Source organism: Kitasatospora sp. NPDC032121, assembly GCF_055580145.1.
The window spans coordinates 94,744-115,281 of record NZ_JBVILX010000004.1; the positions used below are offsets into that span (position 1 = coordinate 94,744).

A 20,538-nucleotide genomic window follows, 5' to 3' on the forward strand; every position below is an offset into this window, starting at 1 on the left:
ACCGCCGGGGCCCTCAGAAGGCCGCGTTCTCCTGGTACGTCCCCCACTCCTGGCGCAGCGCGTTGCAGATCTCGCCCAGCGTCGCCTCGGCGCGCACCGCGTCCAGCATCGGCGGGATCATCGACTCGCCCGAGCGCGCCGCCGCCAGCATGGCGTCCAGCCCGGCCCGCACGGCCGCCTCGTCCCGGGCCGCCTTGCGCTCCCGCAGCACCCGGACCTGCTCGCGCTCCACCTCGTGGCTGACCCGCAGGATCTCCAGCTCCGGGGTGACGCTGCGCGGGTGGCAGTTGACGCCGACCACGCGCTTGTCGCCCTTCTCCACCGACTGCTGGTACTGGAAGGCCGCCTCGGCGATCTCCCCGGTGAACCAGCCCTCCTCGATGCCGCGCAGGATGCCGGAGGTGATCGGGCCGATCTCGTGGTCCTCGCGGCCCTTGTCCAGGATCCGCCGGAAGATCGCCTCGGCCTGCTCCTCGATCCGGTCGGTCAGCGCCTCCACGTACCAGGAACCGCCCAGCGGGTCGGCCACGTTGGCGACGCCGGTCTCCTCCATCAGCACCTGCTGGGTGCGCAGGGCGATCTCGGCGGCCTGCTCGGAGGGCAGCGCCAGGGTCTCGTCCAGGGCGTTGGTGTGCAGCGAGTTGGTGCCGCCGAGCACCGCGGCCAGCGCCTCGACGGCGGTGCGGACCACGTTGTTGTACGGCTGCTGCGCGGTGAGCGAGACGCCGGCGGTCTGGGTGTGGAAGCGCAGCCACTGCGCCTTGTCGGTCTTGGCGCCGAAGCGCTCGCGCATCCAGCGGGCCCAGATCCGGCGCGCGGCGCGGAACTTGGCGATCTCCTCGAAGAAGTCCACGTGCGCGTCGAAGAAGAAGGACAGGCCGGGCGCGAAGACGTCCACGTCCAGGCCGCGGGACAGGCCCAGCTCGACGTAGCCGAAGCCGTCCGCCAGGGTGTACGCCAGCTCCTGCGCGGCCGTAGCCCCGGCCTCGCGGATGTGGTAGCCGGAGACCGACAGCGGCTTGTACGCGGGGATGCCCTCGGCGCAGTAGGCCATCAGGTCGCCGATCAGGCGCAGGTGCGGCTCGGGGGCGAAGAGCCACTCCTTCTGCGCGATGTACTCCTTGAAGATGTCCGTCTGGAGGGTGCCGTTGAGCACCGCCGGGTCCACGCCCTGGCGCTCGGCGGCGACCAGGTACATGCAGAAGATCGGCACGGCCGGGCCGCTGATCGTCATCGAGGTGGTGACCTCGCCGAGCGGGATGCCGTCGAACAGCACCTCCATGTCGGCGGCCGAGTCGATGGCCACGCCGCAGTGGCCGACCTCGCCGAGCGACTTCGGGTCGTCCGAGTCGTAGCCCATCAGGGTGGGCATGTCGAAGGCGACCGAGAGGCCGCCGCCGCCCGCGTCCAGGATCATCCGGTAGCGCTCGTTGGTCTGCTGCGCGTTGCCGAAACCGGCGAACTGGCGGATGGTCCAGGTGCGGCCCCGGTAACCGGTCGGGTGCAGACCGCGGGTGTACGGGTACTCGCCCGGCCACCCGATCCGCTCGAACCCCTCGTAGGCCTGCCCGGCGGGCGGGCCGTAGACCGGCTCGACCTCGTCGCCGGAGAGGGTGGTGAAGTCCGCGTCGCGCTTGCGGGCCTTGTCGTAGCGCTGCTGCCAGCGCTGCCGGCCGCGCTCGATCTCCTCGGCGTCCATGACCCGAACTCCGCTCCGTACGGCCGCCACTGCGACGGGCGGCACAGCTAGTAGGACGTCCTAACAATTTACTCGGACGTCCTAGTACTTGTCGATGGATGATCGCCCGCGTGGCCCGAAAAGCGCCGGAAAGCACCCGGAAGGCATCCGGAAACCGCTCGGACGGCCGGGAAGGCCTTCGAGGCCCCGGGGCCCGGGAGGCCCAAGGAGGCCCGGGAACGCCGGAGCGCCCCTCCCCCCTGGCAGGGGAAGGGGCGCTCTCGGAACGCGCGGACGGTCGGGATCAGACCCCGGCCGGCTGGCGGGCGCCGTCGCCCGCCGGGAGCTTCCCGGCGGCCTCGCGGGCCACCTTGCGCTCGAAGACGAAGGAGAGGAAGGGGATGCAGCCCGCGGCCAGGGTGAGCACCAGCCGGCCCATCGGCCACTTCAGCTTCTGCCCGAGCATGAAGGTCACCACGAAGTACCCGATGTAGAGGTAGCCGTGCAGCATCGCGACGTACGTGGTCACGTCCTGGGCGGCGTCGAAGCCGTACTTCGCGACCATGAAGCCGCAGAACACCAGCAGTGCCACACCGGTCGCGACGGCCAGGGCCCGGTACCAGCCCAGCAGGGGGGTCGCCTTCATGATCTTCCTCGACTCGCTCGGCAGTATCGGCCGGTACGCCCGGATCCGCGCACCGCTCACACGAGGGTAGCCGCCTTCACGCGCTCCCCTTCGCAGCCCCCTCGTCGGACTCGATGAAGTCGCCGGCGGCCACCCTCAGCGGCCGGAGCAGGTCGAAGACCTCCCGGCACTGCTCGGCGCCGTACCCCTCCAGCCCGAACTCCATCGCCATCAGCTCCCGGGTCGCCTCCTCGACCACCTCGCGGCCGCGCCGGGTGATCGTGGCCAGCACCCCGCGGCCGTCCAGCGGGTTGGGGCGGCGGGCGACCAGGCCGGCCCGCTCCAGGCGGTCGACGGTGTTGGTGACGCTGGTCGGGTGGACCATGAGCCGCTCGCCGATCTTGGAGAGCGAGAGCTCGCCGGTCCGGCTGAAGGTCAGCAGCACCAGCGCCTCGTAGCGGGCGAAGGTCAGCCCGTACGGCTTGAGCACCGCGTCCACCCGGGAGAGCAGGATCTGGTGGGCGCGCATGATCGAGGTGATCGCCGCCATCGAGGGGACTCCGCCCCAGCGGCGGGTCCACAACTCGTCGGCGCGGGCGATCGGGTCGAAGTCGAGAGCGAGGGGCTTGGCCACCTCCTTACCGTACCGGCGGACGGGGCGCGCGTTACCAGGCGTCCCTGATGGTGGACAAGCGCAGCACGTGGCGGGAACCCGCCAATGGGACGGCCAGGTCCATACCAGGACATTGCGCCGGTGTGAACGCGCGGCACCCGCCCCCCGGCGTACCGGGGTTGGCCTCCGATCGCTCCGCCACCCCCGCCGGCAGGCGTCGGTTCGGACGGTAACCCATTGCGGGAACGGGCGATCCGACCCCTTTGTCCGTCCGTTCACAATCCTTCACCCTGGCGGGACTTGGCCAATTCATGAGCAAGACCTGTCATTTGAATTGCTTGATTGTCATGCTTTCGGCCAACCCCGTTCGGTAGCCACCACCCCCACCCACCGGTGGCGCAGCCGCCCCGACCGCACGGGACCCGCACGTCAGCGCCCGTTCCGCCCCGCAGGTGCCGATCCCGGCCCCCCGGAGCGCGGCGCGACCGCGTCCGCTCGCGGTTTCCCGGAAGGACTCGTTCGTGAAGCGAAAGCTCGCCGCAGTCGCCGTACTCTCCGCCACCGCCCTGCTCACCGGTGTCGTCCAGGTGAGCACCGTGGCCGTCGCGGACCCCGCCCCGCACTCCTCCGCCGCGCAGCGCGCCGACCTGCTGGCCCTCGCCAACGGGCAGGCCGGCAAGGTCGCGCACGCCCTGGCCCTGGGCGGCCAGGAGCAACTGGTGGTCAAGGACGCGCAGGTGGACGCCGACGGCACCCGCCACCTCCGCTACGAGCGCACCTTCGCCGGCCTCCCCGTCCTGGGCGGCGACCTGGTGGTGCACCAGAAGGCCGACGGCACGACCACCTCCGTGGACAAGGCCACCGGCGCGACCATCGCCCTGCCGAGCCTCGCCCCGCAGATCCCGGCCGACCAGGCCGCCGCCCAGGCGACCGGCGCCGTGCAGTCCACCGTGGGCATCGCCGCCGACGAGGACGAGTCCCCGCTGACCGCCGTCCACCAGACCGGCAAGGCCGAGCTGGTCGTGTGGGCCACCGACGGCAACCCGCGCCTGGCGTACCGCACCACCGTCGAGGGCGAGCGCGCCGACGGCACCCCGAGCCGCCAGCTGCTGGTCACCGACGCGGCGAGCGGCGAGGTGCTCTCCAGCCACGAGCAGGTGCGGACCGCCGCCGGCACCGGCAAGGGCGTCTTCGTCGGCACCGTCCCGCTGACCACCACCCAGAGCGGCAGCTCCTACCAGCTGAAGGACGCCACCCGCGGCGGGCAGGCGACCTACACCCTGAAGGGCAAGACCTCCGGCTCCGGCACGCTGGTCGCCAACACCACCAACAGCTTCGGCAACGGCCTGGCCTCCAACGCGGAGTCCGCCGCGGTGGACGCCCAGTACGGCGCGGCGGCGACCTGGGACTTCTACAAGAACACCTACGGCCGCAACGGCATCAAGAACAACGGTGTCGGCGCCGCGAGCCGGGTCCACTACGGCTCCAACTACGTGAACGCGTTCTGGGACGACTCCTGCTTCTGCATGACGTACGGCGACGGCACGAGCAACACCCACCCGCTGACCGCGCTGGACGTGGCCGGCCACGAGATGAGCCACGGCGTCACCTCGGCCACCGCCAACCTCAACTACTCCGGCGAGTCCGGCGGCCTCAACGAGGCCACCTCGGACATCTTCGGCACCATGGTCGAGTGGTACGCCAACCTGCCCGCCGACAAGCCGGACTACCTCATCGGCGAGCAGATCAACATCAACGGCGACGGCACCCCGCTGCGCTACATGGACAAGCCCTCCAAGGACGGCGCCTCGGCCGACTACTGGTCCTCCACCGTCGGCAGCAAGGACGTCCACTACTCCTCGGGCGTCGCCAACCACTTCTTCTACCTGCTCGCCGAGGGCAGCGGCGCCAAGACCGTCAACGGCGTCAGCTACAACAGCCCGACCTCCAACGGCTCGACCCTCGCCGGCATCGGCCGGGACAAGGCCGCGGCCATCTGGTACCGCGCGCTGACCACCTACTTCACCTCCACCACCAACTACGCGGGCGCCCGCACCGGCACCCTGAAGGCCGCCGCCGACCTGTACGGCGCGACCAGCGCCGAGTACAACGCCGTCGCCGCGACCTGGAGCGGCGTCAACGTCAACTGACGCACCGCGCAGGCGCATCGGGCGCCCGGGTCCTCCTGCCGGAGGGCCCGGGCGCCCGCCCGTTCCGGACGGCCGGGGCGGACGGCCGAGGCGGACGGGCAGGGGCCGACGGGCGGGGCGAACGCGCGGGGGCGGACCGCTGTCAAGGCCGTCCGGCTGGCGGAGTCCCGCCAGGGGGACGAACCGCCCAAACCCGGCAGCGGGCGGCAACCGAACCATCCGTACCGGGACTGGCGGTTCCTGGCCAATCCCCGAAGACGCCTGTCCATCCCTGCCAACAATTGTCATGCTTCTGACCAAGTCCCGTCCGACGCGTCGCCGCCCCACCCACTTCCGGCGGAGCGTCAGGAACCGCGCGGGACCGGCACGTCCGCGCCCTACCGCCCCCAAGGCGCCAACCCCGGCGCCCCGGTACGCGGCGCACCCGCACGCACCCGCGGGTCTCGTGGAAGGAACCCCGTACGTGAAGCGAAAGCTGACTGTCGGAGCCGTACTCTCCGCCACCGCCCTGCTGGCCGGCGTCATCCAGATCGCCGCCGCCCCCGCCCAGGCCGCCGCCCCCTCGCCGGCGCAGCAGCAGTCCGCGCTGCTCGCGCTGGCCTCCGGGCAGAGCGCCCCGGTCGCCCGGGCCCTCGCCCTCGGCGGCCAGGAGCAGCTGGTGCCCAAGGACGTGGTGGTCGACAAGGACGGCACCCGGCACCTGCGGTACGACCGGACCTTCGCGGGCCTGCCGGTGATCGGCGGCGACCTGGTCGTCCACCAGAAGGCCGACGGCTCGGTGAAGTCCGTCGACCGGGCCTTCGCCGGGCAGCTGTCGGTGCCCAGCCTGACCCCGGGCCTCGCCGCACCCCAGGCCGCCGAGGCGGCCACCGCCGCGGTGCGGGCGACCGTCGGCATCGCCGCCGACGCGGACGGGGCGGCGCTCAGCCGGGTCGACGGCGCCGGCGCGCCCGAGCTGGTCGTCTGGGCCGCCGACGGCAGCCCCCGGCTGGCCCACCGCACGGTGGTCCAGGGCCAGCGCGCGGACGGCACCCCGAGCCGCCAGGAGGTGATCACCGACGCCGCCACCGGCCGGGTGCTCGCCACCGACGAGAAGGTGCAGACCGCCACCGGCACCGGCAAGGGCGTCAACGTCGGCACCGTCACGCTGACCACCACCCAGAGCGGCACGAGCTACCAGCTCAAGGACGCCTCCCGGGGCAACCAGTCCACCACCGACCTCAAGGGCGGCACCTCGGGCAGCGGAACGCTCTTCGCCAACACCACCAACAGCTTCGGCAACGGCCTGCCGTCCAACCGCGAGTCCGCCGGCGTGGACGCCCAGTTCGGCGCGGCGGCCACCTGGGACTACTACAAGAACACCTTCGGCCGCAACGGCATCAAGAACAACGGCGTCGGCGCCGCGAGCCGGGTCCACTACAGCACCAACTACGTCAACGCGTTCTGGGACGACTCCTGCTTCTGCATGACGTACGGCGACGGCTCCGGCAACACCCACCCGCTGACCGCGATCGACGTCTCCGGCCACGAGATGAGCCACGGCGTCACCTCCGCCACCGCCGGCCTGATCTACTCCGGCGAGTCCGGCGGCCTCAACGAGGCCACCTCGGACATCTTCGGCACCATGGTCGAGTGGTCCGCCAACCTGTCCGTCGACCCGGGTGACTACCTGATCGGCGAGAAGCTCAACATCAACGGCAACGGCACCCCGCTGCGGTACATGGACAAGCCGTCCAAGGACGGCGCCTCGGCCGACTACTGGTCCTCCACCGTCGGCAACAAGGACGTCCACTACTCGTCCGGCGTCGCCAACCACTTCTTCTACCTGCTCGCCGAGGGCAGCGGCGCCAAGGTCATCAACGGGGTCAGCTACAACAGCCCGACCTCCAACGGCTCGACGGTGACCGGCATCGGCCGCACCAAGGCGGCCGCGATCTGGTACCGCGCGCTGACCGTCTACATGACCTCCACCACCAACTACAAGGCGGCCCGCACGGCGACCCTGAAGGCGGCCTCCGACCTGTACGGCGCGACCAGCACCGAGTACAACACGGTCGCGGCGGCCTGGAGCGCGGTGAGCGTCAACTAGCCATCCCCGGTAAGAAACGGCGACAGGCTGCCGCGGCCCTTTGGGAGAGGAGGCCGTGGCAGCCTGTCGACCGTCCACGAGGGGGTCGGGATCAGGCGGTGGCGGGCTTCGGCTCGCCCCGCTCCTCCTTGGCCAGCATCCGCTCGGCGAAGAAGCCGCCGGTGGGCAGCACCGCGAGCACGAACAGCAGGACGCCGCGCTTGGCGTCCCACTTCTGCGTCTGCCAGGCCTGGATCCAGAAGACCACGTACAGGATGAACAGGATGCCGTGGACCATGCCCATCACCGGGACGGCGTCGAACGAGGTGGTCCGCTTCAGCACCGAGCAGATCAGCAGCAGGATGAACGAGACCCCTTCGGGGCCGGAGACCAGGCGCAGGCGGTGGACGGCGCTGCTGTTCACGATGGATACCTCGATACGGGGGTGGGCGGCGCGGGCGCGCTTGTGAAGCGACTCACAAGCATTCGGCCATTATCGCCGAGCGGACGTGCGGCCCCCCGGCCGGGGGTGGCCACCGTGCCCGATCTCACAGCGCTCCGGCCGCCCTGTCACAGCTCTGTGCCGGAACGCCACCGAGCGCGACCGCCCGCCCCCGGGAACCCCTATCCTGCTGCCCGCGCGCCCACCGATCCGGACGCGCGACGCAACGCACACGGGGGTGCCACCACATGTTCAAGCGCGACTGGGACCGCAGGACCTGCGCCAAGCGCGGGCACATCACCTACGCGCCGACGGAGCCCGAACTCGCCTCCCGGCTGCACGCCTCGACCGCCCTCGGCGACGCCTGGCGCTGCCTGCGCTGCGGCGACTTCGCACTGGGCGCCCCGCACGGCTCCGGCCCGGCCGAGGACGCGCCGCTGGTGCCGCGCGGCAAGGCGCTGCGGGACCTGTTCATCCTGCGCTTCCTGGCCGTCGAGCGGGTACTGCGCGGACTGCTGATCATCGTGATCGCCTGGGCGGTGTGGAAGTTCTCCAACAGCCAGGACGCGGTGCACCGGGTGTTCGACGAGAACCTCACGGTCTTCCGGCCGGTCACCGACCACTTCCACTGGGACCTCGAACACGCCCCGATCGTGGAGACGATCCGCAAGACCTTCGACTTCAAGAAGAGCACCCTGCTGATCGTCGCGGGCGCACTGGTCGCCTACGCGGTGGTCGAGATCGTCGAGGCGGTCGGCCTCTGGCTGAACAAGCGCTGGGCCGAGTACCTGACGGTGGTCGCCACCGCGGCCTTCCTCCCGCTGGAGGGCTACGAGCTGAGCCACCACGTCAGCGCGCTGAAGATCTGCACCCTGGTGCTGAACATCGCGGCGGTGCTCTGGATCATGCTCTCCAAGCGGCTGTTCGGGCTGCGCGGCGGCGTGGTCGCCTTCGAGGCGGAGCGCCACTCGGCCTCGCTGCTGGAGGTCGAGCAGGCGGCCGGCACCGTTCCGCGCCCCGGGCACGGGGCGCACGCCCGGGCCTGACCGGGGGCGCACGCCCGGGCCTGACTGGGGGCGCGCGCGCCGGTCCGACCGGCGCGTTTGTCGCAGGCTGGTACCAGTTGGCCCGCGCGCTCTCCCCCAGCCGCGGCCGCAGCGGCTAGATTGCGGCCGTGGCACAGTTCAGACTCCAGGGATCACGCGTACTCGCCGTCGAGTTGGGCGGGGACGCGGTCAAGGCGCGACACGGTTCGATGGTCGCCTACACCGGGCAGATGGCCTTCAAGAAGCTGACCGGCGGCGGGGACGGCCTGCGCGGCATGGTCACCCGCCGGCTGACCGGCGAGAAGATGACGGTCATGGAGGTGAAGGGGCAGGGCACCTGCTACTTCGCCGACAAGGCCACCGAGATCAATCTGGTCCGGCTGAACGGCGAGACGCTGTACGTCGAGTCGGACAACCTGCTCTGCACCGAGGCCACCCTGCACACCGGCACCAGCTTCACCGGGCTGAACGGCATGTCCTCCGGCAACGGCCTGTTCACCACCAAGGTGGAGGGCCACGGCTGGGCGGCCGTCACCTCCAACGGCCCGGCCGTCATCCTGCGGGTCGACAAGAGCATGCCGCTGCGGGTGGACCCGGGCGCGTACGTGGCGCACACCGGCACCCTGCAGCGCAGCCTGAAGTCGGGCGCGGGCTGGACCACGTTCATCGGCGAGGGCGGCGGCGAGGCCGTCCAGATCGAGTTCACCGGCGAGGGCCTGGTGTACGTCCAGCCGTCCGAGAAGGTCACGGTCGGGGGCGACGTCTGATGGGCTTCACGAAGATCAACGGCAAGATGGTCGAGGCCCAGGTGGTGCCCGGCCAGCGGCTGTTCAGCCAGCGCGGCGCGATGCTCGCGTACAGCGGCGACGTCCGCTTCACCCCGAACATCACCGGCGGGCAGGGCGGGGTGATGTCGATGATCGGCCGCCGGGTGGCCAACGAGGACACCCCGCTGATGACCGTCGAGGGCCAGGGCCGGGTGATGTTCGGCCACGGCGGCCACCACGTCCACGTGATCGACCTGTTCGGCGACACCCTGTACGTCGAGGCGGACCGGCTGCTCGCCTTCGAGGGCACGCTGCGGCAGTCCACCATGTTCATGGGCTCGCAGGGCGGGGTGATGGGCATGGTCCGCGGCCAGGTCACCGGGCAGGGCCTGTTCACCACCAAGCTGGAGGGCCAGGGCTCGGTCGCGGTGATGGCCCACGGCGGCGTCTTCGAGCTGCCGATCGCCCCCGGCCAGTCGGTGCACGTCGACCCGCAGGCGTACGTGGCGCACCGCGGTGACGTGCGCAACAAGCTGTCAACGGCGCTGGGTTGGCGCGACATGATCGGCCGCGGCTCGGGCGAGGCGTTCCAGCTGGAACTGTCCGGGCAGGGCGCGGTGTACGTCCAGGCGAGCGAGGAGAAGCTCTGATGTCCTACCCGCCGCAGCCCCCGTACGGCTCGCCGCACGACCAGCCGACCCAGCCCGGCTTCGCCGTCCCGCCGCCCCCGCCGAACTACGGCCCGCAGCCGGGGCAGGGCTACCCGCCGCCCCCGCCCGGGGGCTACCCGCCCCCGCCGCCCGCCCACCAGCCCCCGCCGCCCCACCAGCAGCCGTACGCGCAGCAACAGCCGTACGCCCAGGAGCAGTTCGGCGGCCCGGTGGCCCCGCTGCCGACCGGCCACGGCGGCGCCGGGCCGGTGGTGTGGGACGCCCACAGCCTGCCGGCCGGCGACAACGTCAACCCGTACGCCTTCTCGGTCGAGCTGAACGGCTCGTACTTCCTGCAGAAGGGCAAGATGGTCGCCTACTACGGCGACATCACCTTCAAGGGCGTCGGCGCCGGGGCGGTCGACCGGCTACTCGGGCAGCACTTCAACTCGCCGATGCACGCGGCGGACTGGGTGGTCGCCGAGGGCCGCGGCAAGCTGGTGCTGGCCGACCGGGCGTTCGACCTCAACTCCTACGACCTGGACGACGGCAACCTGACTGTCCGCTCCGGCAACCTGCTGGCCTTCGACCCGACGCTGCGGCTCAAGCAGTCGATCATCCCGGGCTTCCTGACACTGATCGGCACCGGCCGCTTCGTCGCCGCCTCCAACGGCCCGGTGCACTTCGTCGAGCCGCCGATCCGGGTGGATCCGCAGGCGCTGGTCGGCTGGGCGGACTGCCCGGCGCCGTGCCACCACTACGACCACGACTACATGCACGGGCTGATCGGCGGCCTGCGCCGGCTGACCGGCATCGGCGGCGCCTCCGGCGAGGAGCACCAGTTCGAGTTCATCGGCGCCGGGCAGGTGCTGCTGCAGTCGAGCGAGAAGCTGATGGCGGAGCGGTCGGTCGGGCAGGTCGGGGCCGAGGCGGGAGTGCCGGTCGGCGGCGTGCCGACCCAGCCGGCCGCGCACGGCGGCGGGAATCCGAACCTGCCGGGCCTCGGTAACCTGGGCGACCTCGGCCGACGTTTCGGCCTGTAAACTTGTACAAGATTGAACTAAATCGGCTATGCTAGTGGCCATGGAATCGCACACGATCGACACTGCGGACACCCCTCCGTCGCAGCCCGAGGAGGAGACTCCCTGGCTGACCGCCAGGGAGCAGCGGATGTGGCGCGCCCATCTGGAGGTCGCCAAGCTCCTGGAGTACCAGCTCAGCCGCGAACTCCAGCCGCACAACCTCGCGATCAACGACTACGAGATCCTGGTCGTGCTCTCCGAGGCCCCGGAGCGCCGGATGCGGATGACCGACCTCGCGACCGCCACCCTCCAGTCGAAGAGCCGCCTCTCCCACCAGATCACCCGGATGGAGAACGCCGGTCTGGTCCTGCGCCAGGACTGCCCGGGCGACCGCCGCGGCCTCTACGCCCACCTCACCGAGCAGGGCTGGGAGACCATGCAGCGGGTCGCCCCGGACCACGTGCGCAGCGTCCGGGCCCACTTCATCGACCGCTTCAGCCAGGAGCAGCTCGACGACATGTACCAGGCCCTCGCCCCCATCGCCGAACACCTCCGCGGCCTGCGCGGCAAGCCGTAGCACCCGCGCGCACGACGACCGCCCCGCCGCGATCCCGATCGCGGCGGGGCGGACCCGCATGCGGTTGAACAGGCAGGCCCGGGCGCTCGCCCGACCGCTCCCCCAGCGACCCGGGCGAGGGCGGAGAGTACCGACACCTCGAAGAAGTCCCGGTCGGGTTCCGGGGCGGGCCCGCGTGGTTGCACGCGGCCCCGCCCGGTTTTGGGTCATTCATTCGGGCTTCGCTGCCCCGCCGGACTCATCCGGCGGGGCAGCGGAGAGTAGCTGCGATGAACCCAATGACCCTCTCGGTTCTGCGCAGGAAGTCGGATCGGCCGACTTCCTGCGCAGAAAAGGGCGTCGCCGCTTCGGCTGGGCCGAAACGGCGACGGAGTGGGTGGGGGATCAGCCCGCGGTGAGGCCCGCGACCAGCTCGTCGGCTGCGCCGTACGGGTCCAGGGCGCCCTCGGCCACGCGGTCGGCCAGGGCGGCCAGGTGGCGGTCGCCGCGCAGGTCGCCGATCCGGGCGCGCAGTTCGGCCAGCGCGATCGCCTCGATCTCCTCGGCGGCCCGGCGGCGGCGGCGCGCGGCCAGTTCGCCGTGCTCCTCCAGCCAGGCGCGGTGCTTCTCCAGCGCCTCGACCACCTCGTCCACGCCCTCGCCGCGGGCCGCGACGGTCTTGACGATCGGCGGCCGCCAGTCCCCCGGCTCCCGGGCCTCGCCGAGGCCCAGCATGTGGTTGAGCTCCCGCGCGGTGGCGTCGGCGCCGTCCCGGTCGGCCTTGTTGACCACGAAGACGTCGCCGATCTCCAGGATCCCGGCCTTGGCGGCCTGGATGCCGTCGCCCATCCCGGGGGCCAGCAGCACCACGGTGGTGTCGGCCTGGGCGGCGACCTCGACCTCGGACTGGCCCACCCCGACCGTCTCGACCAGGATCACGTCGCAGCCGGCCGCGTCCAGCACCCGCAGGGCCTGCGGCGCCGCCCAGGAGAGCCCGCCGAGGTGGCCGCGGGTGGCCATCGAGCGGATGAACACCTCGGGGTCGGTGGCGTGGTCCTGCATCCGGACCCGGTCGCCCAGCAGCGCGCCGCCGGAGAACGGCGAGGACGGGTCGACGGCCAGCACCCCGACCCGCTTGCCGAGCCGCCGGTAGGCGGAGACCAGGGCCGAGGTGGAGGTGGACTTGCCGACCCCGGGCGAGCCGGTCAGGCCCACCGTGTACGCCCGCCCGGTGTACGGCGCGAGCGCGGCCATCGCCTCCCGCAGCTGCGGCGCGGCGTTCTCGACCAGCGTGATCAGCCGGGCGACCGCCCGCGGCCGGCCCTCCCGGGCCTGCTCGACCAGCGTGGCGACATCGATCATCAGGAGCTCCTAGCGCAATGCCGTCGAATGCCGAAAGGGGCTGCGGACCGCAGTGACGCGGTCCGCAGCCCTGGGGATCAGATCCCGCCGGTCAGGCCTTCGGGACGCGCACGATCAGCGCGTCGCCCTGGCCGCCGCCGCCGCACAGCGCGGCCGCGCCGACCCCGCCGCCGCGGCGCTGCAGCTCCAGCGCCAGGGTCAGCACCACGCGGGCGCCGGACATCCCGATCGGGTGGCCGAGAGCGATGGCGCCGCCGTTGACGTTGACGATGTCGGAGGAGACGCCCAGGTCCTTCATCGACTGGTGGGCGACGGCCGCGAACGCCTCGTTGATCTCGATCAGGTCGAGGTCGGCGACCTCCAGGCCCTCCTTGGCCAGCGCGTGCTTGATCGCGTTGGACGGCTGCGACTGGAGCGAGTTGTCCGGGCCGGCCACGTTGCCGTGGGCGCCGATCTCGGCGATCCAGCTCAGGCCCAGCTCCTCGGCCTTGGCCTTGCTCATCACGACCACGGCGGCGGCGCCGTCGGAGATCTGCGAGGAGGTGCCGGCGGTGATCGTGCCGTCCTTGGTGAAGGCCGGGCGCAGCTTGGCCAGGCCCTCGACGGTGGTGTCCGCGCGGATGCCCTCGTCCTGGCTGAACAGGACCGGCTCGCCCTTGCGCTGCGGGATGGCGACCGGGACGATCTCGGCGTCGAAGACCCCGTCGGCCTGCGCCTTGGCGGCCCGCTGGTGGGAGGCGGCGGCGATCTCGTCCTGCGCCTCGCGCGGGATGCCCAGGCGGGTGTTGTGCTTCTCGGTGGACTCGCCCATCGGGATGTTCTCGTAGGCGTCGGTGAGGCCGTCGTGGGCCATCGCGTCGAGCATCGCGATCGCGCCGTACTTGAAGCCCTCGCGGGACTTCGGCAGCAGGTGCGGGGCGTTGGTCATCGACTCCTGGCCGCCGGCCACCACGATGTCGAACTCGCCGGCCCGGATCAGCTGGTCGGCCAGCGCGATGGCGTCGAGGCCGGAGAGGCAGACCTTGTTGATGGTCAGCGCCGGGACGTTCATCGGGATGCCGGCCTTGACGGCGGCCTGGCGGGCCGGGATCTGGCCGGCGCCGGCCTGGAGCACCTGCCCCATGATCACGTACTGGACCTGCTCGCCGGTGATCCCGGCCCGCTCCAGGGCCGCCTTGATCGCGACGCCGCCGAGGTCGGCACCGGAGAAGCCCTTGAGGGAACCCAGCAGGCGGCCCATCGGGGTCCGCGCACCGGCAACGATCACAGAGGTGGTGTTGGTCATGGGACGGGCCCCTTCGCACGTCGTGGCCAGGTGAGGATGCGCTCAATGTACTGACCTGTTACCCGCCCGTCACCGGAGCGACGGTGTGATCGAGCGCACTGGCACCATCCAGTCAACACCGTGCCGACCCGCCCCGGGTGAACCACCGCCCGTGTGAGCAGGCTCGCACGCCCGGCACTGGCGCCCGTCGCGGGCCATGCGCTGCACTGGGTGCACCTTCCCGCCACCACCTTCTCCCACCACCGGAGGCCGTCGTGCTGACCCGCATCGACCACATCGGCATCGCCTGCCGAGACCTCGACAAGACGGTCGAGTTCTACCGCGCCACCTACGGCTTCGAGGTCTTCCACTCCGAGGTCAACGAGGAGCAGGGCGTCCGCGAGGCGATGCTCCGGATCAACGGCACCGACGACGGCGGCGCCTCCTACCTCCAGCTGCTGGAGCCCACCCGGCCCGACTCCACCGTGGCCAAGTGGCTGGAGAAGAACGGCGAGGGCGTGCACCACATCGCCTTCGGCACCGCCGACGTGGACGGCGACTCCGAGGCCATCCGGGACAAGGGCATCCGGGTCCTCTACGACCAGCCGCGGATCGGCTCGATGGGTTCGCGGATCACCTTCCTGCACCCCAAGGACTGCGGCGGCGTGCTGACCGAGCTGGTGACCTCCGCGCAGCAGGGCCACGACGAGCACTGATCCCCTCCCGGACCGCCCCCGGGGCGCCCTGCGCCCCGGGGGCAGCCGACGCCTCGTCGGTCATGACCCGTCAGTAACCTGGCGGAAGAGCCGGAAAACACCCCTGCGGCCATTCCCCCGCAGTGCGCTCCCACTACAATGCCCAGGTGCGCGAAGGCTCCGGGGGACGGAGGCGACGGGCACGGCCGAAGACAGGCCAGTCCGCCCGCCGGCGGGCGGCCCGTCGCAAGGGGAGTCCATTACGCGGGCACGGCTGAACAGTCGCAAGACGGATCTGTCACCATTCTCCACAAGGCAAGAGTTCGCCCAGGAGTCCACCCGGACGGGGGAACGCGGAACCCCGCGCTCCCACGCCCCGGACTCCGACGACCGCGGCGGGCGGCCCCGGCATGACGGGGGACCGTCCACCGGCTGCGGATGCAAGGAGCCAGTCGGACCGGCACCCGGGATACGGGAGCCCGGCACCGGCCGGGTCGAGGACGCGACCAGGAGATGGATGGGACCGCGGAGTGCGGGGCAACGACCGCTACGAGGTTGACGATCACCTCTCCCAGTTCGAGGCCGAGATGGGTCGGACTCGGAAGGAGCGGGACAAGGCAGTCGAGCACGCCGAGGACCTCGCCTACCAGGTTGAGGTGCTGCGGGCGAAGCTGCACGAGTCCCGCCGCATGCTCGCCCAGCCGCGCGCCTTCGACGCCGTCTCCGGCCAGGCCGAGCAGATGCTCCGCACCGCCGAGATGCAGGCCCAGCAGCTGCGCGCCGACGCCGAGCGCCAGCTGCGCGACTCCCAGGCCGCCACCCAGCGGATCATGGCCGAGGCCGCCGAGCGCACCGCCCGGCTGGAGGCCGACCTCGCCGCCCGCCGCCGCCAGCTGGAGGACGAGCTCGCCGAGCTGCGCCGCTCCGCCGAGCAGCACGTCAACGGCTGGGCCGAGCAGACCAGGGCCGGCTCCGAGCAGGAGGCGCAGCGGCTGCTCCAGGAGGCCCGCGCCGAGGCCGAGCGGATGGTCGCCGCCGCCCGCGCGGAGGCCGTCGCCCTCTCCGACCAGGCCCGCGCCCAGACCGCCGCCGACGTGGACGCCGCCCGCGGCGAGGCCCAGGCCGCCGCCGAGGCCGCCCTGCAGCGGGCCCAGAACGACGCCGAGCGCCTGCTGCGCGCCGCCTCCGAGCAGGCCCAGCAGGCCGGCGCCCAGGCCGCCGCCGACGTGGACGCCGCCCGGGGCGAGGCCCAGCAGCAGCTGGCCGCCGCGCACGCCGCCGCCGAGGGCCAGCTGGCCGCCGCCCACGCCGAGATCGGCCGGCTCAAGGCGCAGGCCACCGCCGAACAGGAGCGGGCCGAGCAGCAGCTCGCCGCGGCCAAGGCCGAGATAGACCGGCTGCGCGCCGAGGCGATCGCCGAGGCGGAGCGCACCCGCCGCGAGGCCACCGAACTGCGCGCCCAGGCCGAGCAGGCCGCCGAGCGGCTCCAGGCCGACGCCGAGGCCGCCGCCGAGCGCCGGGTCGCCGACGGCGAGGCCGCCAACGAGCAGCGCTCGCAGACCGCCCGGGCCGAGGTGGCCCGGATGGTCGCCCAGGCCACCCAGGAAGCCTCGGCGATCCGCGCCGAGGCCGAGGCCGTCCGCGCCGAAGCCATCACCAAGCAGGCCGAGGCCGACGCCGCCAAGGCCGCCGCGGCCGAGGAGAGCGAACGGCTTCGGGCCACCGCCGAGTCGGTGGCCACCCAGCTGAAGGCCGAGGCCGAGGCGGCGATCGCCGAGCTGCGCGCCCTGGCCGAGCGGGACGTCGCCGAGCTGCGCGCGCAGGCCGAGGCCGACGCCCGGCGACTGCGCGGCGAAGCCGAGGAGGAGGGCAGGGCGGCCGGCGCCAAGGACGCCACCGTCCACCTCGCCAAGGCCGCCAAGACCGCCGAGGAGATCCTCGGCCGGGCCAACAAGGACGCCGAGACGGCGCGCGGCGAGGCCGCCGCCGAGGCCGAACGGATCCGCGCCGAGGCCGCCGCCGAGGCGCAGCGGCTGCGCGAGCAGGCCCAGGCCGCCGTCGAGCAGGCCCAGAACGCCGCCCTGGACGACGCCGCCGCGATCCGCGAGCGGATCGAGCAGATGCAGGACGAGGCGGCCCGGCTGCGGGCCGAGGCCGAGGAGCTGCGCGCCCAGGCCGCCGCCGAGGCCGACCGGGTGCGCGGCGAGGCCCGCCGGCAGGCCGTCGTCCAGATCGAGGAGTCGGCGAAGAACGCCGAGGAGCTCCTCACCAAGGCCAAGGCCGACGCGGACGAGCTGCGCGCGGGTGCCGCCGGGGAGATCGAGCGGCTGCGCGAGCAGGCCCAGGAGCAGGCCGCCGAGACCCAGGGACGGGCCGAGCAGACCCTCACCCGGGCCCGCGCCGAGGCCGAGAAGATCACCCGGGCCGCCGAGCAGCAGGGCCAGGACGCGCTCGCCGCCGCCAAGGCCGCGGCCGCCGAGAACCGCGCCGCCGCCGAGCGCGAGACCGCCGAACTCCGGCGCGACGCAAGCGAGTTCGACCAGCGGGTGCGTGCCGAGGCGACCGCCGCGGCGGAGGCCCTGACCACCGACGCGCAGGCCGAGGCGAACGCCGTCCGGGACGCCGCGGTGGCCGACGCCGAGCGGGTGCGCACCGAGGCCGACACCGAGGCCGCCCGCGCCCGGGCCGAGGCCGAGGCCGCCGCGAACGCGCTGCGCGAGGAGAGCCTGCGCGAGCGCGAGGAGGCCGCCGAGGGGCTGCGGCGGGAGCGCGAGGAGACCTCCGAGCACCTGGACGCCGCCGAGGCCGCCCGCGAGGAGGCCGAGGAGGCCGCGGCGCGGACCCGGGCGGAGGCCGAGCAGGCCGCCGCGGAGCTGCGAGCCCTCGCCCAGCGCGAGACCACCCAGCAGCGCGAAGCCGCCGAGGCCCACGCCGACCGCGTCCGCACCGAGGCCGAACAGCACGCCACCGACCTCACCGAACGCACCGCCGCCGAGACCGCCGAGGTCCGCGAGGCGGCAAACAAGCACGCCGCCGAGGTCCGCGAGGCGGCAAACAAGCACGCCGCCGAGGTCCGCGAGGCGGCGAACAAGCACGCCACCGAGGTCCGCGAGGCCGCCGACACCTACGCCGCCGAGCAGCACACCGCCGCCGACACGTACGCCGCCGAGACCCGGGCGGAGGCCGAGCAGGCCGCCGCAGAGCTGCGCGCCCTCGCCCAGCGCGAGACCACCCAGCAGCGCGAAGCCGCCGAGGCCCACGCCGACCGCGTCCGCACCGAGGCCGAACAGCACGCCACCGACCTCACCAAGCGCACCGCCGCCGAGACCGCCGAGGTCCGCGAGGCGGCAAACAAGCACGCCGCCGAGGTCCGCGAGGCGGCGAACACGTACGCCGCCGAGGTCCGCGAGGCCGCCGAGGCCTACGCCGGCGAACAGCGCACCGCCGCCGACACGTACGCCGCCGAAACCCGCGAGCAGGCCGACGCCTACGCGACCGAGCAGCACACCGCCGCCGACGAGGTGCTGGAGCGCGCCGAGGCCACCGCCGAGCAGCGCCGCGCCGAGGCCGTCAAGGACGCCAAGGCCACCCGCGAGAAGGCCGCCGCCGAGCTGGCCCTGGCCAACGAACAGGCCTCGACCGTCCGGGCCGAGGCCGGCCGCGAGCTGTCCGAGGCCCGCGCCACCGCCGACGGCATCCGGGCCGAGGCGACCGCCGAGCTGGAGCAGGCCAAGGCCGACCGCGCCGAGCTGATCGCCGCCGCCAAGGCCGAGGGCGCCGAGCTGGTGGCCGTCGCCGAGGAGGAGGCCGCCGAGGTCCGCCAGTCGGTGGCCGGCATGCACGAGGCCGCCGCCGAGCAGATCGCCGCGCTCAAGGCCGCCGCCGAGGAGGAGGCCGCCGAGGTCCGCGAGGCCGCCGAGCAGGACGCCACCGAGCTGCGCGTCCTCGCCGAGCGCGAGACCACCGAGCAGCGCGAGGCCGCCGACGCGTACGCCGCCGAGCTGCGCGCCCTGGTCGAGCGCGAGGCCGCCGAGCAGCGCGAGCTCGTCGACCGCGAGACCGCCGACCTGCGGGCCCGTACCGAGGCCGAGACCACCGCCCTGCGCGAGCAGACCGAGCTGGAGCTGGCCGCCGAGCGGGAGGCCGCCGAGAACGAGCTCGGCCGGCAGCGCGCCGAGGCCCTGGCCTACGACGAGCAGCTGCGCGCGGACGCCGAGGCCGAGCTGCGCGCCGCCCAGGAGGCCGCCGAGCAGCTGCGCGCCGACGCCGAGGCACAGGCCGCCCGTACGGTGGCCGAGGCCGAGGCCCAGGGTGCCCGCAGCATCGCCGACGCCGAGGAGCTGTCCGCCGGCCTGCGCGCCGAGGCCGACGAGTACGCCCTCGCCACCCGCACCCTGGCCGACGAGTACGACTCCGCCACCCACTCCCGCGCCGACGCCTACGACGCGCAGACCCGGGAGGCCGCCGAGCAGTTCGACAAGGCCACCCGCGACCAGGCCAAGTCCGTCCTGGAGAAGGCCTTCGCGGACGCCGAGGCACTCGGCGAGGACGCCCAGACCACGGCGCTGGCGACCACCGCCGCCGCCGAGGAGCAGGCGGACGCGATGGTGGCCGCCGCCCGCAAGGAGGCCGACCGGCTGGTCGCCGCGGGCGAGGCGGCCGGTCAGGCCGCGGTCGAGAAGGGCCGTTCCGACGCGGACGCCCTGCTCGCCGAGGCCCGCCGGGACGCGACGGCGATCCGCGAGCGCGCCGAGGAGCTGCGCGAGCGCACCGACGCCGAGGTCGAGGCCCTGCACGAGCGCGCCCGCAAGGAGAACGCGGCGGCCATGAAGTCGGCCGGCGAGCGGGTGGACGCGCTGGTGACGGCCGCTCAGGAGCAGCTGACCGAGGCCGAGGAGCAGGCGGTGTCCACCGTCGCCGAGGCCGAGGACCGCGCGGCGGCCCTGGTCGCCGCGGCCGAGGACCGCGCGGCCGAGCTGACCTCGGAGGCCTCCGCGGAGGCCAGCAAGGTCCGGCTGTCCGCCGTCCGCAAGGCCGAGGGCCTGCTGAAGGAGGCGGAGACCAAGCTCGCGACCTCCACCGACCGGGCCGAGTCGCTCATCGAGAAGGCCGAGGCCAAGCTGCGGTCCTCGGAGGCGGAGGCCGAGGAGCGGCTGGACCGGGCCGCCGCCGAGGCGGAGAAGAGGCTGCGGGAGGCCGACGAGGCCGCGGACGAGCAGATCGAACTGGCGAAGGCGGAGGCCGAGCGGCTGCTCGCCGAGGCGAAGGCCGAGGCGAAGCGGGTCACCGACGAGGGCCGCCGCGAGCTGGACGAACTGGTGCGCCGCCGCAAGGACATCAACACCGAGATCTCCAGGGTCCAGGACGTCCTGTCCGCCCTGGAGGCGTTCGAGGCGCCGTCACCGGTCGCCCAGGCCAACGGGGGCAGCAACAAGAAGGACGGGGGCGCCAAGGCCGGTGCCGGAGTTGGCTCCCCCCGGGCGGGTGGCAATCGCTCCAAGAGCTCACCACCCGATTGAGCGGACATTGGCGGTCATTGTCCGTGAGAGAACGGCGTATCGCCGTCGACACTCCGGTACCGTGTCAGGATTCCCTCAACC

Annotated in this window: 15 protein-coding genes; 9 read left to right on the forward strand and 6 right to left on the reverse strand. The window is 73.0% G+C overall.

Going from position 1 to position 20,538, the window contains the following annotated elements:
• Window positions 1-13: 13 nt before the first annotated feature.
• The 3 genes from ACZ5OX_RS14425 to ACZ5OX_RS14435 form a co-directional block, all read right to left on the reverse strand.
• The gene (locus ACZ5OX_RS14425; protein ID WP_465630186.1) at window positions 14-1,699 is read right to left on the reverse strand and encodes an acyl-CoA mutase large subunit family protein; all 1,686 of its coding nucleotides are present in this window, start codon (window positions 1,697-1,699) and stop codon (window positions 14-16) included.
• 283 nt (window positions 1,700-1,982) lie between these two features.
• Window positions 1,983-2,324 carry a DUF3817 domain-containing protein gene (locus ACZ5OX_RS14430; RefSeq protein ID WP_392873015.1) on the reverse strand — a complete coding sequence of 114 codons (342 nt, stop codon included), beginning with the start codon at window positions 2,322-2,324 and terminating at the stop codon, window positions 1,983-1,985.
• A 76-nt stretch (window positions 2,325-2,400) separates the two neighbouring features.
• The gene (locus ACZ5OX_RS14435; RefSeq protein ID WP_465630187.1) at window positions 2,401-2,937 is read right to left on the reverse strand and encodes a MarR family winged helix-turn-helix transcriptional regulator; all 537 of its coding nucleotides are present in this window, start codon (window positions 2,935-2,937) and stop codon (window positions 2,401-2,403) included.
• Between the two features lie 500 nt (window positions 2,938-3,437).
• Here ACZ5OX_RS14435 and ACZ5OX_RS14440 point away from each other — a divergent pair, with 500 nt between their 5' ends.
• Window positions 3,438-5,066 carry a M4 family metallopeptidase gene (locus ACZ5OX_RS14440; RefSeq protein WP_465630188.1) on the forward strand — a complete coding sequence of 543 codons (1,629 nt, stop codon included), beginning with the start codon at window positions 3,438-3,440 and terminating at the stop codon, window positions 5,064-5,066.
• 463 nt (window positions 5,067-5,529) lie between these two features.
• Window positions 5,530-7,155, forward strand: a complete 1,626-nt coding sequence (locus ACZ5OX_RS14445; protein ID WP_465630189.1) for a M4 family metallopeptidase — start codon at window positions 5,530-5,532, stop codon at window positions 7,153-7,155.
• 91 nt (window positions 7,156-7,246) lie between these two features.
• Here the strand turns inward: ACZ5OX_RS14445 and ACZ5OX_RS14450 are convergent, their stop codons facing one another.
• The gene (locus ACZ5OX_RS14450; protein ID WP_449791713.1) at window positions 7,247-7,558 is read right to left on the reverse strand and encodes a DUF3817 domain-containing protein; all 312 of its coding nucleotides are present in this window, start codon (window positions 7,556-7,558) and stop codon (window positions 7,247-7,249) included.
• Between the two features lie 266 nt (window positions 7,559-7,824).
• Here ACZ5OX_RS14450 and ACZ5OX_RS14455 point away from each other — a divergent pair, with 266 nt between their 5' ends.
• The 5 genes from ACZ5OX_RS14455 (at window position 7,825) to ACZ5OX_RS14475 (ending at window position 11,638) form a co-directional block, all read left to right on the forward strand.
• Complete coding sequence (locus ACZ5OX_RS14455) at window positions 7,825-8,622, forward strand: DUF2127 domain-containing protein (RefSeq protein ID WP_449791712.1); 798 nt, start codon at window positions 7,825-7,827, stop codon at window positions 8,620-8,622.
• Between the two features lie 128 nt (window positions 8,623-8,750).
• Window positions 8,751-9,389 (forward strand): AIM24 family protein, encoded by a 639-nt coding sequence (locus ACZ5OX_RS14460; RefSeq protein WP_402401147.1) that lies wholly within the window; start codon window positions 8,751-8,753, stop codon window positions 9,387-9,389.
• The gene (locus ACZ5OX_RS14465) at window positions 9,389-10,039 is read left to right on the forward strand and encodes an AIM24 family protein (RefSeq protein ID WP_465630190.1); all 651 of its coding nucleotides are present in this window, start codon (window positions 9,389-9,391) and stop codon (window positions 10,037-10,039) included. The genes ACZ5OX_RS14460 and ACZ5OX_RS14465 overlap by 1 nt, the downstream gene beginning before the upstream one ends.
• Window positions 10,040-10,269: 230 nt before the next feature.
• A complete protein-coding gene (locus ACZ5OX_RS14470; protein ID WP_465630388.1) occupies window positions 10,270-11,082 on the forward strand; it encodes an AIM24 family protein in 813 nt (270 codons plus the stop codon).
• Between the two features lie 40 nt (window positions 11,083-11,122).
• Window positions 11,123-11,638, forward strand: coding sequence for a MarR family winged helix-turn-helix transcriptional regulator (locus tag ACZ5OX_RS14475; RefSeq protein ID WP_465630191.1), 516 nt, complete (start codon window positions 11,123-11,125; stop codon window positions 11,636-11,638).
• A gap of 384 nt (window positions 11,639-12,022) precedes the next feature.
• On the opposite strand, the gene meaB is transcribed toward ACZ5OX_RS14475, so the two are convergent.
• Together meaB and ACZ5OX_RS14485 are read right to left on the reverse strand one after the other, a co-directional pair.
• Window positions 12,023-12,979: a methylmalonyl Co-A mutase-associated GTPase MeaB gene (gene meaB / locus ACZ5OX_RS14480; RefSeq protein ID WP_465630192.1), complete on the reverse strand. Its 957-nt coding sequence runs from the start codon at window positions 12,977-12,979 to the stop codon at window positions 12,023-12,025.
• 91 nt (window positions 12,980-13,070) lie between these two features.
• Window positions 13,071-14,264, reverse strand: coding sequence for an acetyl-CoA C-acetyltransferase (locus ACZ5OX_RS14485; RefSeq protein ID WP_449807443.1), 1,194 nt, complete (start codon window positions 14,262-14,264; stop codon window positions 13,071-13,073).
• Window positions 14,265-14,518: 254 nt separating this feature from the next.
• Between ACZ5OX_RS14485 and mce the strand changes: the two genes are divergently transcribed.
• Together mce and ACZ5OX_RS14495 are read left to right on the forward strand one after the other, a co-directional pair.
• On the forward strand, window positions 14,519-14,959 hold the full coding sequence (gene mce / locus ACZ5OX_RS14490) for a methylmalonyl-CoA epimerase (RefSeq protein WP_392873046.1): 441 nt from the start codon (window positions 14,519-14,521) through the stop codon (window positions 14,957-14,959).
• A 509-nt stretch (window positions 14,960-15,468) separates the two neighbouring features.
• Complete coding sequence (locus ACZ5OX_RS14495; protein WP_465630193.1) at window positions 15,469-20,457, forward strand: hypothetical protein; 4,989 nt, start codon at window positions 15,469-15,471, stop codon at window positions 20,455-20,457.
• The last annotated feature ends 81 nt before the right edge of the window (window positions 20,458-20,538 follow it).

Bases quoted from the DNA above. Each gene is read 5' to 3' on its own strand.
- ACZ5OX_RS14485 (WP_449807443.1), bottom strand. From the start codon at position 14,264: ATGACCAACACCACCTCTGTGATCGTTGCCGGTGCGCGGACCCCGATG.
- ACZ5OX_RS14465 (WP_465630190.1), top strand. From the start codon at position 9,389: ATGGGCTTCACGAAGATCAACGGCAAGATGGTCGAGGCCCAGGTGGTG.
- ACZ5OX_RS14425 (WP_465630186.1), bottom strand. From the start codon at position 1,699: ATGGACGCCGAGGAGATCGAGCGCGGCCGGCAGCGCTGGCAGCAGCGC.
- ACZ5OX_RS14455 (WP_449791712.1), top strand. From the start codon at position 7,825: ATGTTCAAGCGCGACTGGGACCGCAGGACCTGCGCCAAGCGCGGGCAC.
- meaB (WP_465630192.1), bottom strand. From the start codon at position 12,979: ATGATCGATGTCGCCACGCTGGTCGAGCAGGCCCGGGAGGGCCGGCCG.
- ACZ5OX_RS14475 (WP_465630191.1), top strand. From the start codon at position 11,123: ATGGAATCGCACACGATCGACACTGCGGACACCCCTCCGTCGCAGCCC.
- ACZ5OX_RS14430 (WP_392873015.1), bottom strand. From the start codon at position 2,324: ATGAAGGCGACCCCCCTGCTGGGCTGGTACCGGGCCCTGGCCGTCGCG.